Source organism: Candidatus Uabimicrobium amorphum, from assembly GCF_009002475.1.
GTDB classification, from domain to species: Bacteria; Planctomycetota; Uabimicrobiia; order Uabimicrobiales; family Uabimicrobiaceae; genus Uabimicrobium; species Uabimicrobium amorphum.
On record NZ_AP019860.1, the window covers coordinates 5,848,273 to 5,862,346 of the forward strand.

Sequence of the window (14,074 nt, forward strand, 5' to 3'; positions counted from 1 at the left end):
GTGATCGCTATACAGTAACGGTATATAATGATTACTGATATATTTACGTTACAAATACAAGTTTAATATTTCTAACGACTCTATTATTATTTATCTAAAAAATCGACTTTAAGCGGTTGCCAAAGGCGTTGTTGATAAACATAGGGCTCCAGTTCCATATTTTGGTTCACTTGTAACCCAAACAATCGCTTCGTTAATTCCTGCGGTGTTTTTTGCAGAGTACTATAGAACGAATCCCTCTTATCGTTCCCCATGGAATCAAACCACGGTAATGTTTTGTTCTTTTCTATATTCCACAGTCTAACGGATTGATCCCATGAACCTGAGCCGAGGATCTTGCCGTTGGGGCTAAAGGCTACTGAATTGACGCTTTGTGAATGTCCTACCAATTTAGAGAATTCTTTGCCGGTTGTCACGTTCCATAGCCGAATTGTCTTATCCCAAGATCCCGAGGCAAGAGTGTTGCCATCTGGACTGAATGCGATAGACAGGACGTAACTTGTATGACCGGTAAGTATAGAGACCAACTTTCCCGTGGCAATTTCCCATAATCTTATGGTATTGTCGTTAGCCCCCGAGGCGAGAAGTTTACCATTTGGATGGAACACCAAACAGGAAATATCATCGGTGTGTCCATGTAGCGTCATGATTTCTTTGCCGGTGGTAATATTCCATATTCGTATAGCACCATCCCAAGAAGAGGCAATCATTTTGTTTTGTGGACTAAACGCTATCGAGCGAATATTGCGCGAATAACCATTGAGCATGAGCAACTCTTTGCCTGTTGTCGTGTCCCACAGTCTTACGGTATTGTCCCATGATCCCGATGCCACTATTTGTCCATCACGACTAAAAATAACGGATTTTATTGGTTCGTTGTGCCCATTGCAACGAATGAGTTCTTTGCCTTTATCAACATCCCATAGTCTCACACTACAGTCTTGGTATTCTTCGTTGTCGTCGTCGTATATTCCCGCACCAGAAGCGAGTATTTTACCGCTGTGACTAAATGCTAGTGAGTGAACTTTGCCGGTGTGGCCGACAAAATTTGCCACATTTTTCCCTGTCGTTGTATCCCATAAGGCAATTTTGCCATCCCACGATCCACTAGCAATTATTTTGCTATCGGAATGAAAGGCGACGGTATTTACTTTGTGTGGAGACGGTGTTATTCGCAAAAAACTATTTGTGATGTTTACATCCCAGACCTTTAAAGATTGGTCTCCTGAGCCAGAAGCAAGTCGACTACCATTAGGGCTAAATGCCACTGTGTAAACAACATCACTGTGCCCGGTAATTTTGGAAATTTGTTTGCCCGTTTGTATATTCCACAATCTAACGGTATTGTCGTACGAACCAGAGGCAAGAATTTGACCACCTGGGTGAAAGGCCACGGAATAAACGGTGTAGTCATGACCGACAAAATGGGCGATTTCTTTACGGGTTTCGCACTCCCATAACTTTATCGCGCAATCATTTCCATATTCGTCACCAGAGCTAGATGCAAGCATTTTACTATTTGGACTGAATGCCACAGAGTAGACTTTACCTGTATGTGCCGTAAACACAGATAGCTGTTTTCCGGTAATAGAGTCCCATAATCGCACTGTTTTGTCACTGGAAGCAGAGGCAAAGAATTTACCATCATTACTAAAAGCGACAGCGTTGACGGTATCACTGTGGCCTTGGAGATGCAAAAGTTCTTCGCCTGTTTCTACCTCCCAAAGTTTTATGGTGTGATCTTCTGAACCAGAAGCCAAAGTCTTGCCATCGTGGCCAAACGCAATCGCGTGTATTGTTGCGTTGTGTGCGGTTATTTGCGATAGCTGTTGCCCAGTGGTTGTATTCCAAAATTTTATGGTGCGGTCTTCCGAAGCGGAGGCGAGAATGTTATGACGGCTAAACGCTACCGCATTTACCGCAGCATCGTGTCCTTTTAGATGGAAAAGTTTCTTGCCGGTTTTGGTGTCCCATAATTTTACTGTGTGATCTCGGGAAGCAGAAGCTAGAATCTCTCCGTCATGACTGAACGCTGTGGAGTGTATTGCCGCAGTGTGTCCTGCTATTTGCGATAATTCTTTTCCCGAGACGGTATTCCATAATCTTATGGTGTGGTCTTCAGAAGCTGAGGCTAGGATTTGGTCGTTGTGGCTAAACGCGATGGCGTTCACTGTCGCGGTATGTCCTGTGAGAGATAGGAACGACTTTCGTGTTTGAAGATCCCATAATTTGATGGTGTGATCTCGAGAAGCAGAAGCTAGAATTTCGCCATCATGGTTAAACTTAATAGAGTTTATGGCATCGCTATGCGCTACGATTTTTGATAACTCTTGTCCGGAGGTAGTATCCCACAATCTTATTGTCTGGTCTTCGGAAGCGGAAGCTAGGATTTTGCTACCTTTCGCAAACGCTATGGAAGTTACCATATCGCTATGTCCTTTAAGTTGCAAAATTTCTTTACCCGTTTGTATATTCCACAACTTGACTGTTTTATCACTCGAAGCCGTGGCTAAGATTTTATTGTTATGGTGAAACGCCGCAGAATTTATTGTGTCGGCGTGTTGTATGTGAGACAGTTGTTTTCCTGTATTTATGTTCCATAGTCTAGCGGTGTTGTTACCAGAGCTAGAAAATATTGTGTTGCCATCTTCACTAAATACAACGTGTTTTACCGGCATTTTATGTTTCGTAAAACGCAAAACTTCACGACCGGTTTTTACATTCCACAGTTTTACCTGACAATCGCGATATTCTTCCTGTTCTTCATCAAATTCTCCCATGCCGCAAGCGAGTATCGTACCGTCTGCGCTAAAGGCTATTGTCAAAGCGTTGCGCATATATTTTTTAAATTGCGCAACTTCTTTGCCGGTTTTCACATTCCACAGTTGTAATTTGTTGTCATCGTAAATCGAGACAATCGCCTGATCATCGTGTGTAAATGTCAGGGAGCCTGGAGAACCAGAATGACCGTAGCTTGGAGAGTGCCAAACTTCTTTTCTCTGTTGTAAAGCGAGTTTGACAAATGCGCGCCCTTTGTTTTGCAAATCGTCAAAGTCTTTGAGTTCGCGAAGGTAATCGAGAGCTTTTCCCGCGTAGGCACCGCATTCGCGATAGGCTCTTTCTTGTTTCATGTAACTGTTTATGTTGATTTCTTCGTCTTCTAGCAATGACTTTTGATACGCCTCTTCGGCTTTTTTGAGGCCAATTTCCGCCAATTGTTTGGTGATGGCGTCTTTCTGTTGCTGGATAGCGTCTTTTTGTTGCTCGACGGTTTTTTTCTCTTTCGCCAATTCTTGTTGTGCGCGGTTTACCAGTAAAAATCCAACGGTCAAACCGGCAATAATAAAGATGAGTGCTGCATATACCGTTATGCGTAGCTTTTTGGTCGCTTGCTCCATCTGGATTTTTTTTATGCGCGCCTCCGCGATCTTTACCTTTAGCTGTTTTATTTCGCCGGTCTCGGTAACTGGTGCGATTTGCGCATCTGCCAATCCGAAATCTTCATTAATGAGAGCGACATTGGCGTAGGCAAGTCTTGCCGCATGTTGGCCGCGCATCGCTTCTTCGTTTTCCTGCCATAATTCGAGTGCTTGTTCAAATCCCGAAACCGCTTGGGCAAATTTTGCATAGAGCTTGTTGCGTTCTTTTTCTAGCAATAATTTTTGCTCTACTTGTAAGCATTCCTTGAGGATATTACGCGCTTTTGCCGAGATAACAAGGCTTTCGCTGTGTTGTAAGTATCCCTGTAGGGCTTTTTGAAAATCACTGACACTTTGGTAGCGCTGCGAAATTTCTTTAGAAAGGGCTTTGCTGCATATTTGTTGTAATTCTTTGGGAATGGCTTTGGGGAATGCGGGTAATTTTCCGGTAATCGCGGAAACAAGGGCTTCCAATGTTCCGCCTCGGTGTGGTGGTGTTCTCATGAGAATATGATATAGAATTCCTCCTAGGAGGTAAACATCTGTCCACGGACCAATATTAGTTCCGGCACCTTCCGCCAATTCCCAGGGCATGTAATGTGGGGTTCCCATGGGCGATTTTACTAGCGAACGATGCATGGTCATCGTTTCGTCACCACGTTCATCGCTGTCGCGTATGTCCACGGCGATTCCCCAGTCCATCACCAGCACTTCACCGAACTCTCCCACCATCACGTTGGAGGGTTTTAAGTCATTGTGCACAATTTTTTTGCTGTGGGCATAGGCAATGGCGTTACAGACATTGATCAAAATACCCAGATGCTTCTCGATGTTGTATTTTTGCGCCAGCTCTTTATCTTGCGCTGTTTTGGGGTTGAGCAAACTCTTCCACTCGGTTCCACCAACGAGTTTCATGGCCAAAAACACTTCTTCTTTTTCATTTTGTCCGAGATCATATACCGGAACGATGTTGGGATGGTCGAGATAAGCGGTGACCAGAGACTCGGAGATGAACTTATCTTTATTGGCAACGTCTTCTTTGGCGCTCTTTATCTTCTTGATCGCCACTTCGCGCCGCAGACTAAGTTGTTTACCTTTAAAAACAACTCCCATACCACCACGTGCGATTTCATCTAGCAACTCATAGTTCAATGTTGTCGTGGCGTAACCGCCGATTCTTCGTGTATCGTCTTCGTATTTTAGAGTTAACGCGGTGGCAAAATGGTTTTTGCCGCCACTCGCGGTAGATCTAGTGTCTTTTTCCTCATCGCTATTTTCTTGTTGCGCGGCGTCACTTGTTAAAGTAATGAATGGTAACTCAAGGGAAGCGATTGTGCCTTTCTCTAATTTTACACTTTTGTACGTAGATCCTGGATTGGAGTTTTCCAATTCCTCTTCCGGAATGACATCTTTCCATATTTTTTTAATTCTATCTTCGTCCATAATTGCTGTCCCTGACTCATGGGAATGCGCAGCGATTACTCACGCACATTTGACAAAATTGAATTGCTACTCACGCAATATCATTATATGTCATTTATGCGGATGTATCACGCTTTTTGTTAGAGTCAGTATTTTTTTACATTTTGAGATGATAAATGCAATAACGATTATAGCCAAAATCACCAGGATTACAGGCCAAAACATAAGTAATAACAATAGACATATGAATGTCGTAATGAATGAATCAAAAGGAGATGGACGCGTATTACTAATTATAACTTCAGGTACAGTTTCTAACGCCGCCACTTGATCGTCATCCAGCGATTTATAAAAGACGGGAATGAGAACACCTGGTGCTGTTTCTTGTAGTTCTATCGTATTTATCTTTGCCATTTCATTCGTAATAGGAACCTTGTGATAGACAAGTATGACAAAATCCTCGCATGTTCCGTAAAATTCACCTCCGCTCAAATATTCATTCTCTTCTTCGAGCTTTTCGCGTAAATGAACTAAGCGAACTTGTTCGTTATTGGTGTTACCATTATCGATGACAATGATAAGTGCTTGTTTGCCGTCGACTGTTTTGTCGAAGAGGGGATGAGAGCAACAAAAATCTCCCATCTTGTCCAAGCGTACTTTATGTTTTTCCCATTCTTCCCATTCTTCTAGCTTAAGTAATTTTTGTTCGTCGAGAACTTCATACACCACTTCAATCGTAAGGTCTTCGTCTACAATCTCGTGGTCTATAGCCGCCATTTCTTCGCTAATCGGGTCTTTGTGGTACACGACAATCACAAAGTCTTCGAGTTCCATATCGTGATAAACATCTTTTGCAAGACACATTAGGTTGTAGTAGTCTGTTCTTTGTTTTATTTCGTCTTTGATATATGCAAGGCGTATTTCTTCGTCGTCTGTGATTCCTTCTTCAAGAATAATCAACGGTTGTTTGCCGTCTCTTTTTCGTGAGAATATGTTGTCTGTTTTTTGCAATAAATCGATTAAGTTGCCTCTGTGCCAAATTTGTGCAGGCGAAAATAATTTTTGGTAGTCCATGTTGATCTCCTATAATAAAGTTGTCTTTACATAGGTATTGGCAAGGTGGTCAAAAAAGGTGATGTAAGTTTTATTTTTTTATTGGAAAAAGGAAAAGAGGATGTTGTCATGCGCAAAATTACTTTGGTGCACTTAAGACCTAACTCGGAAAATTTAAGTTACACCGCGATAAAGTTAACATCGCGCATGGGTGTACTAAAGCGTTTAGCGGTATTTTGCGAGTTTTCTATTGTGGAATTCACCAGTGACGAAATACTACAATCACCGGTGGGTTCTTTACATTTGATGAAAGGTTCGCAGGCGGTGTGGTGGTTTGGATGTATGTCGTTTGCGGAAGAAACGCAGAGTTTATACAATGCCATCAAGAAGCATCTACAGTCTTTGGGCATGGAAGACATTCCTATTTATGACTCTCCACAACATATTAAAGCGGTATTTAATTTGCATCATAGTTATTCGCGTCTCAAGAGAATAGGTATTCCACAACCGCGTACCGAATTTTTTTCTCTTACCGCCGCCGAGGAAAAGTTTTCCGAGGAGCAGCTAAGGGAATTGTTTCGCGAATGCCTGGACATGCCGTTTCCACAGACGTTTATGCGTACCTACTACGGAACAGAGAAAATACATCCGGGACGTAATGTGGCATATACGAAAAAAGAGCTGTGTTTGGGGGCGGCACGCCTTGTTTACAATTTGGGGCAACAACACCAAGACATTGGCGGTTTAGCACTTCGTGAACTTGTCGACGTTCAGTGCATACACGATAAAGCCAAACGCAACTTTTTCAATCGCGAATTTCGCGTTTTTATTGTCAACAACAAGCCAGCGATGTGGTTTTGTGATGTTCCCCTTGACCGTGCACGAAAATTACTGCCTAATGAGAAGTTATGGGAATTAGGTGCCCTTACGCCTGAACAACATCGCGACCTATATGGATTCAGCGCTCAAATAGGTAAGACATTTTCACTGCGTTTGATCGTTGCCGATTTTGTGATTTTGAAAAACGGTGGTGTTATGCTACTCGAAACAAATCCCGGGCACTGTAGCGGTTGGCCGCACTTTGCCGCGCACGTTGGAGTTTACGCGCGTTTTATCAGACAAATACTACAACTACCAGATTTTGACCGACAGCAAATGATTGATATTACTACAAAAGTATATCGCGATTTGCACAATGAAGAACTGTGGGGATTAGATACTCTCTATGGTTTTTATCCGTAAAATGAAAAAAAATTTCACTATTTTTTGTCACAAATAACCAACACCGTGACAAAAATATGCGTAGAAATAGTGGTAAAATAATGACACAATTTGTAACCGTGACACTTCCATCGTCACGCCTATTTTTTCGCTCATTTTTTTACTTGCAATATGCTTTGCTGCTACGTATTCTTTGGTAACAAATTAAAAATGACTTGTAAGTTCTGGGAGCCACTATAAATGATAATTACTCATTTTCAACAACAACAGCAGTTTTTTTTTCAGTTTACCTTTTTTGGGTGAAGGCGGTCAACGTATGTTGTGTTTGAAAATGAATGTAATGCATTGGCCCCTTTTTGGGGCCTTTTTTTTTGAATCAACATATAAACGGGTGCCGTAAATTTTCGGGAGGTTAACTCAGTGGCAGAGTATGGGGCTGAAAACCCCAGTGCGGTGGTTCGATTCCACCACTTCCCACCACGTAAGGGACATAGCTCAATTGGTAGAGCCCCAAGATTTGGCCTTGGAGGTTTCAGGTTCGAGACCTGATGTCCCTGTTACACGAAAGACGAATATTATTTTACTTATGGAGTTACAAAAATGATCATTACCAATTTTCAACAACAACAGCAGTTTTTCTTTGAGTTTACCTTTTTTGGGTGAAGGCGGTCAACGTATGTTGTGTTTGAAAATGAATGTAATGCATTGGCCCCTTTTTGGGGCCTTTTTTTTTGAGAAAACATAAACGGCAATAAATTTTCGGGAGGTTAACTCAGTGGCAGAGTATGGGATTGAAAATCCCGTTGCGGTGGTTCGATTCCACCACTTCCCATCATAGAAGGGATATAGCTCAATTGGTAGAGCGCCAAGCTTTGGCCTTGGAGGTTTCAGGTTCGAATCCTGATATCCCTGTTCTATTGTTATTAATGTTAGGGGACGAGTTATGGAAAATGCAAAATGCGAGGATTTAACGTCCCATGAATGGGAATTCCTTGCTACGCTGAGTAAAAAACTGAATGCAAATGAGTACAATCTTTTAGTGCGTAGAACGAGAAATAGCGATGAAAGCTTAGCCGAAAGTGCGCGAAAACTGGGTATTAAAGAAGATCATGCTCGTAAAATCGCACACCGTTTACGCAAAAAGATTATCCATATTCTAGGAATAGGAAAGAGGTAGATATGTTTTGTATGAATATTTATTGGTCGAAACGTTCTCAAACTAGTTATCAGCAGAGTTTGGTACGTTTCGTTTGTTTTTTAGAATACAAATTTTACTTCCTGGACCTAGAACGTTTTCCGAACTGGGTTCGGGATCGTCTTTCTCCCCACACGGATGTTTGTTTGCGCACGTAAGTTCCATTGTTTTGTTTGGCGAGAGTTTGTAAATAGAGCTCATTTATACGCTGTCCGACAGCAATGATATTTAAAGATGTATAAACGCCTATCTTTTGCCAACTGCCGATGTGATTTAATAGCGAACGTAGTTTGACGGTGTAACCATCGGTAACCAAATAGATGGTGGTGTCTTCATCGATCATTTCGTAGGTAACTTTTAGCGCTTTGTATAAGTTGGTCATCATTTCTCCGCCTAAGTTTTGTAACCATTTGTCGGCATCTTGTTTGTTTTCTTGGGTGGCTTTTTGCAATTTATCTTTCCATGAATATACTTCCCCGGCAAAGGCAATTATGTTAAATGTGTGTTGGTCGGTGAGTTTGTGGTAGCTTTGTTTGAGTTGTTGTGCGGCGAGATAGACATTCATACTTGTCGAAATATCAATCACGTAAACGACATTATCCGCTTCCACACTGACATCGAAAAACGCATTGCCGTTGCCGATGCCATCGCCATTGCCTCGACCACTACCATTTCCCGTTTTGCGCGCGCGGACTTTTTGTAAAATTTTGGCTATGTTGCCTTGTGGCGCGGTCAGTCTTTCGCCGCTCATTTTGAATTTGGACTGCTTGCTTGGTTTTTGTTTATTCAGAGTAGGAGCGACAAATTTTTCCTGCGCTGCGGCGACGGGAAACCAATTTTCATCATGTGTCACCTCTTGCGTTTGCACCTTGTTTTGTGCGGTGTTTGCTGCGCTAGCCCCACCAGCTTTTTTTCTTTGTTTTTGTGGAGCTACACGTTTGATACGCACAAGAGAAACTTCATATACGGGGGAAGTACGTTTTTTTTGTGGCGGCGAAAAAAATACAAACAGATAAATAACAATGATGTGTAACAATAGCGAGATGAAGCTACTCATTATTTTCTTGCGGCGTTTCATGTTTATCTTCCTATACACAGTTCTAGCTCTAGTCAGTCCCTGACAAAATATGTTCTACTTTGTTATTGGAGAACACTTGCAATCCTGACAAAATTTTTACATTTTTTTTTGTGTATAGGTGAAGATTGTTGCCTTATTTATTTTTGCAGCTGATTTTTCAATCGTGGATTTAAAGCGAAAGCTTTGTCCTCGTCTTGTTGCGCTTGTGCATGTTTACCTAATGCGTGCTGTACTTTTCCTCTTTGATAATAGGCGTTGGCGTTGTTGGGATTTATTGTAATGACCGTCGTGTAATCCTCTAGTGCTAAATGATATTTTTGCAGCCTTTCGTATATTCCTGCACGACGAAAGTATGCTCCGATGTGTTTACGGCTTAGTTGAATAGCTTTATGGTAATCTTTCAACGCAAGATCGTATTTTTGTAGTTCTTGATACAAGTCGCCGCGCGTTTGGTAGGAGGCCGGATCTTTGGGATTTAATTGAATGATCGTGGTGTAGTCCTTTTCCACAAGATCATAACGCCCTTGGTTACGATATAGATTGCTGCGTATATTGTAAAAACCTTTATATCGCGGATAGGTCTTGATCGCTGCGGTATAATCTCTTGCGGCCAGATCATACTTTTGCATGATAAAGTATAAGTTAGCCCTTTGGCAATATCCAAAGGCATAACGAGGATTGATTTCGATGGCTTTGGTGTAATCTCTCTCCGCAAGTCGATATTTCCCTTTCATACAATACAAAAGCCCTCGATTATGATATGTAATATAATCACGAGGATTTTTTTCTATGCGACGTGTGTATTTTTTTACGGCGAAGTCATATCTACCTTGTTCTATGTACAGGTTATTGATATTGGCACATGCCCCTACCTCGTAAGGGTTCAACTCTATCGTTTTCTCGTAATCTTTTTCCGCCAATGAATATTTTTTCTGCATAAAATACATATTTCCACGCTGCACATACCCCGCCGAATCCTGTGGGTTAATTTCGATAATTTTACTACAATCTTTAATTGCTAGTACGGGCTTTCCCAGGGAATCGTACAACTTACTTCTGCGAATATACGTTTGTATATTTTGTGGATCAAGCGCAATTGCTTTGCTGAAGTCTTTGATCGCTAAATTATATTTTTTTTGTTCCTGGTATAAGACTCCACGGCGCTGATATGCATTCGTATAATTCTCATTTAGACGTAAAGCGGTATTGAGATCTTTTTCAGAGAGTTCATATCGCCCTTGATCACAAAATAGCCCTCCTCGATTGTAATAGCCCTCTTGTGATTTGGGAGCGAGTGCGATGGCTTTGTCGTAGTCTTTTTCTGCAAGATCGTAATTACCGCTTTCTTGATAAGAGCGTCCACGGTAGAGATAGGCTTTGGCAAATTGAGGATTTAATTTGAGAACAGCATTCGCAAGTTTAATGACTTCTTCGCTATTTTTAATACCGTCGAAATGGAGTATTTTTTGCATATATTGAGCAACTTTATCCGTTGATTTTTTTATGTTAGGCGTTATCAACATGAAAAGTAAAAGAGTGGTGGACAATAGAACCGTGGCGATCAGTTTATGATCTGCGATGAGCGAGATAAGTTTATGTCCATAAATAATGGCGATATTTCGATCGAGATTGTTCATGGCATCTAACATTTTTGCCGTAGAATCCAAACGTGTCGCGCTTCTTTTGATTAGTGCGCGATCAATGATGTGCGATAACACCGCGAATCTTTTGTCGTTGATACTTTGAATGCTTGCCAAAGACGGTAATTTTTTCTTTAGGATTTTATCCACAGTAGAAATGGGACTTCCCGAAAAAAAGGGAGACTGTTCTTCTCCAGAAAGAAATTGATAAAAAATTACTCCGAGACTAAATACATCGGTATTTTTAGACACTTTCCCCCGTACTTGCTCAGGACTCATATACGCGGGAGTCCCAATAATTCCTCCTGTTTTTGTCAGTGTCGTCAACTCTTTGTTCATGATTTTGGCAATTCCCAAATCTAGTATTTTTGGGCAATAATCTTCGCCATGAAGGATAATATTTGCTGGTTTTAAATCGCGGTGAATAATACCATTGCGATTCAATTCGACAACAGCGGCACATATTTGCCGCATAATCTCAATTTTTTTGCTGAGACTTACGTCAATTTTTTGCTTTATAAAATCTTCTAGACTAATTCCTGCGACATACTCCATGACAATAAAGTAACGGTTATGTAGGTGGATGCGTTCGATACCTTTCACAATGTTGGGATGATCGATTTTATGCAAAAAGTAAAACTCACGTTTTACACGACGAATTTGCATCTGAGATGTGGAGTCGTTGATAAAGCACTCTTTTACGGCAACTGGCTTTTCGGTGTGAGTATCTATACACAAATAAACGCGTCCCATACCGCCTTGCCCAAGTACTTTTTGAAATTTATAGCGATTATTCAGCAGTTGCATTTTAGCTCCTCAACCAAGTTTCTTTTCGAAAACCAGCTTGCTTTTTTGATATTTTTTCGGAAAATATGGGGAAATTGCTTACATGTAAACCAATATAGATTAGAAAACCATATTATGTCTGATATTAAAAGTATAAAAAGAGTCGTTGTGAAAATTGGCACTTCTTCCCTGTTTGCAGGAGATGCACCAAACACAAAAATGATTAATCATCTAGCAGAGGATATATCGGAGCTGCAAAGCAGAGGCAAGGAAATTATCTTAGTGTCTAGTGGGGCAATAGGATTTGGGAGAGAAAAACTTTTTCTCACCGATAGCAAACTGTCACTAGAAATGCAACAGGCCACCGCAGCCATTGGGCAGAATTTATTGATTCATGCATACGAAAAAGCGTTTTCCTCACGGCACAAAATCATTGCGCAATTGTTGTTGACACACCAGAATTTTGCCAATAAAAATGCCTTGCAGTCTCTAAAAAATACCGCGGAGAAATTAATCGAACTCAATACGGTTCCCATTATCAACGAAAACGATCCTATTTCCGCCGAAGAGCTCGATGTGGATGGATACTTTTCAGATAATGATGAACTGGCAGCTCTTTGTGCGATCCACTTTAAAGCAGAACTACTCATTATTTTAACCAATGTATCGGGAATTTTTACCGAGAATCCCGACAGTAGTGCTGACGCTAAAATTATCAATGATGTCGCACAGTTGGAAAAATTTCGCAATTTCACAGAGGAAAAATCTGCCTTAGGTTCAGGGGGGGTGAAATCAAAAGTGATTGCTGCCAAAAAAGCGTTGGCAAATGACGTACAGGTGATTGTATGTAAAGCGGGTAAAAACGTGATAAAAAACATCTTTCGCGGCAAAATACCAGGATCTTATTTTAAACCGGAGTAAAAAGTGAACGATTTACGACAAAAAGTTTCTTCCTCAAAAATGGCATTCTTAAAAACAGCGTCTATCGAAGCACAGCAACGATCAAATGCCTTGAAACGCATCGCGGATGAGTTGATTGCAAAAACACCGCAAATTCTTGCCGCCAATGAAAAGGATCTCGAAGCAACAAAGCCTCTCGTGGAAAAAGGGGAAATTTCCGAGGCTCTTTTTAAGAGACTCAAATTAAGTGAAAGTAAAATTAGAGACATGGCCGTGGGGGTACAAAGCGTCGAGGAACTGGCAAACCCCGTAGGAAAAACTCTGAGTTGTTTGGAACTCGATCGTGGCCTAGAGCTTTTTCAAATTACGGTGCCCATTGGAGTTATTTGTACTATATTTGAGTCGCGACCAGACGCACTTATTCAAATTAGTAGCCTGTGTATAAAATCAGCAAATGCCGTCATTTTAAAAGGCGGGACCGAAGCGCAAAACTCCAACCAAATTTTAGCCACTATCGTAAGGGATGCTCTTCGAGAAAACAATTTACCTGTGGATTTGGTGCAGTTGATCGAAACAAGAGAAGATGTAAAAAATATTTTAACGATGGACGATTTAATCGATTTAATCGTTCCTAGAGGTTCCAATGAATTTGTGTCTTTTATTCAAAAAAATACCAATATACCTGTTTTGGGACACGCCAGTGGTATCTGCCATGAGTATGTCGCACAAGATGCCGATTTAAATAAAGCGTACAGTATTTGTTTTGATGCCAAAGTACAGTACCCTGCGGTGTGCAATGCCATGGAAACTTTGTTGGTAGACGAAGCAATCAGCGAACAGTTTTTGCCGGAAATGGCAAAAAAATATTTGGATGCAGGCGTGGAATTACGCGGTGATCAAAGAGTTGTTGCTGTATTACAGGCTCACGACATCGATATAAAAGAAGCCAGTGAAGAGGATTGGACCTACGAGTACAACGATTTGATCCTATCGATAAAAATCGTTGGCGATATGAACGAGGCAATTGATTTTATCAACCGTTGTGGTTCTGCGCATACTGATGGTATTATTACCGAGAATAAGGAAAAAGCGTTGGCATTTATCACCCGCGTTGATTCTAGTAGTGTCGTATGGAATGCGTCCACGCGATTTAGCGATGGTTATCGTTATGGCAAAGGAGCCGAGGTAGGTATTGCCACAGGTAAAATACACACTAGAGGACCGGCAGGCATAGACTCTCTTTTGACTTACAAATATGTTTTAGTCGGAGACGGTCACGTCGTTGCGAATTATTCGGGGAATGATGCGCGGAAATTTACCCATCGTAAATTGGAGAAAAGCTGGTAATTAGGGGTTTAGA

Annotated in this window: 8 protein-coding genes and 4 tRNA genes; 8 read left to right on the forward strand and 4 right to left on the reverse strand. The window is 41.3% G+C overall.

Annotated features, from left to right (window positions below; all coding sequences use genetic code 11):
* Positions 1-86: 86 nt before the first annotated feature.
* Together UABAM_RS21215 and UABAM_RS21220 are read right to left on the reverse strand one after the other, a co-directional pair.
* Entirely contained in the window at positions 87-4,862 is a 4,776-nt protein-coding gene (locus UABAM_RS21215) for a WD40 domain-containing protein (protein ID WP_151970000.1), read from the reverse strand.
* Positions 4,863-4,952: 90 nt separating this feature from the next.
* Positions 4,953-5,915: a hypothetical protein gene (locus UABAM_RS21220; protein ID WP_151970001.1), complete on the reverse strand. Its 963-nt coding sequence runs from the start codon at positions 5,913-5,915 to the stop codon at positions 4,953-4,955.
* Between the two features lie 45 nt (positions 5,916-5,960).
* Between UABAM_RS21220 and UABAM_RS21225 the strand changes: the two genes are divergently transcribed.
* From UABAM_RS21225 to UABAM_RS21250, 6 genes are all read left to right on the forward strand, one after another.
* Positions 5,961-7,136, forward strand: coding sequence for an ATP-grasp domain-containing protein (locus UABAM_RS21225; RefSeq protein WP_151970002.1), 1,176 nt, complete (start codon positions 5,961-5,963; stop codon positions 7,134-7,136).
* Between the two features lie 385 nt (positions 7,137-7,521).
* Positions 7,522-7,595 (forward strand) — tRNA-Phe (locus UABAM_RS21230).
* A gap of 4 nt (positions 7,596-7,599) precedes the next feature.
* Positions 7,600-7,672: transfer RNA gene (locus tag UABAM_RS21235), tRNA-Gln, on the forward strand.
* A 204-nt stretch (positions 7,673-7,876) separates the two neighbouring features.
* Positions 7,877-7,947 (forward strand) — tRNA-Phe (locus tag UABAM_RS21240).
* Between the two features lie 7 nt (positions 7,948-7,954).
* Positions 7,955-8,027: transfer RNA gene (locus UABAM_RS21245), tRNA-Gln, on the forward strand.
* A gap of 31 nt (positions 8,028-8,058) precedes the next feature.
* Positions 8,059-8,292 (forward strand): hypothetical protein, encoded by a 234-nt coding sequence (locus tag UABAM_RS21250; protein ID WP_151970003.1) that lies wholly within the window; start codon positions 8,059-8,061, stop codon positions 8,290-8,292.
* Between the two features lie 94 nt (positions 8,293-8,386).
* On the opposite strand, the gene UABAM_RS21255 is transcribed toward UABAM_RS21250, so the two are convergent.
* Together UABAM_RS21255 and UABAM_RS21260 are read right to left on the reverse strand one after the other, a co-directional pair.
* Positions 8,387-9,388, reverse strand: coding sequence for a VWA domain-containing protein (locus UABAM_RS21255; protein WP_151970004.1), 1,002 nt, complete (start codon positions 9,386-9,388; stop codon positions 8,387-8,389).
* Positions 9,389-9,525: 137 nt separating this feature from the next.
* On the reverse strand, positions 9,526-11,835 hold the full coding sequence (locus UABAM_RS21260; RefSeq protein ID WP_151970005.1) for a serine/threonine-protein kinase: 2,310 nt from the start codon (positions 11,833-11,835) through the stop codon (positions 9,526-9,528).
* A 114-nt stretch (positions 11,836-11,949) separates the two neighbouring features.
* On the opposite strand from UABAM_RS21260, the gene proB reads away from it, so the two are divergent.
* Entirely contained in the window at positions 11,950-12,735 is a 786-nt protein-coding gene (gene proB / locus UABAM_RS21265) for a glutamate 5-kinase (RefSeq protein ID WP_151970006.1), read from the forward strand.
* A 3-nt stretch (positions 12,736-12,738) separates the two neighbouring features.
* The gene (locus UABAM_RS21270; protein ID WP_261343901.1) at positions 12,739-14,061 is read left to right on the forward strand and encodes a glutamate-5-semialdehyde dehydrogenase; all 1,323 of its coding nucleotides are present in this window, start codon (positions 12,739-12,741) and stop codon (positions 14,059-14,061) included.
* The last annotated feature ends 13 nt before the right edge of the window (positions 14,062-14,074 follow it).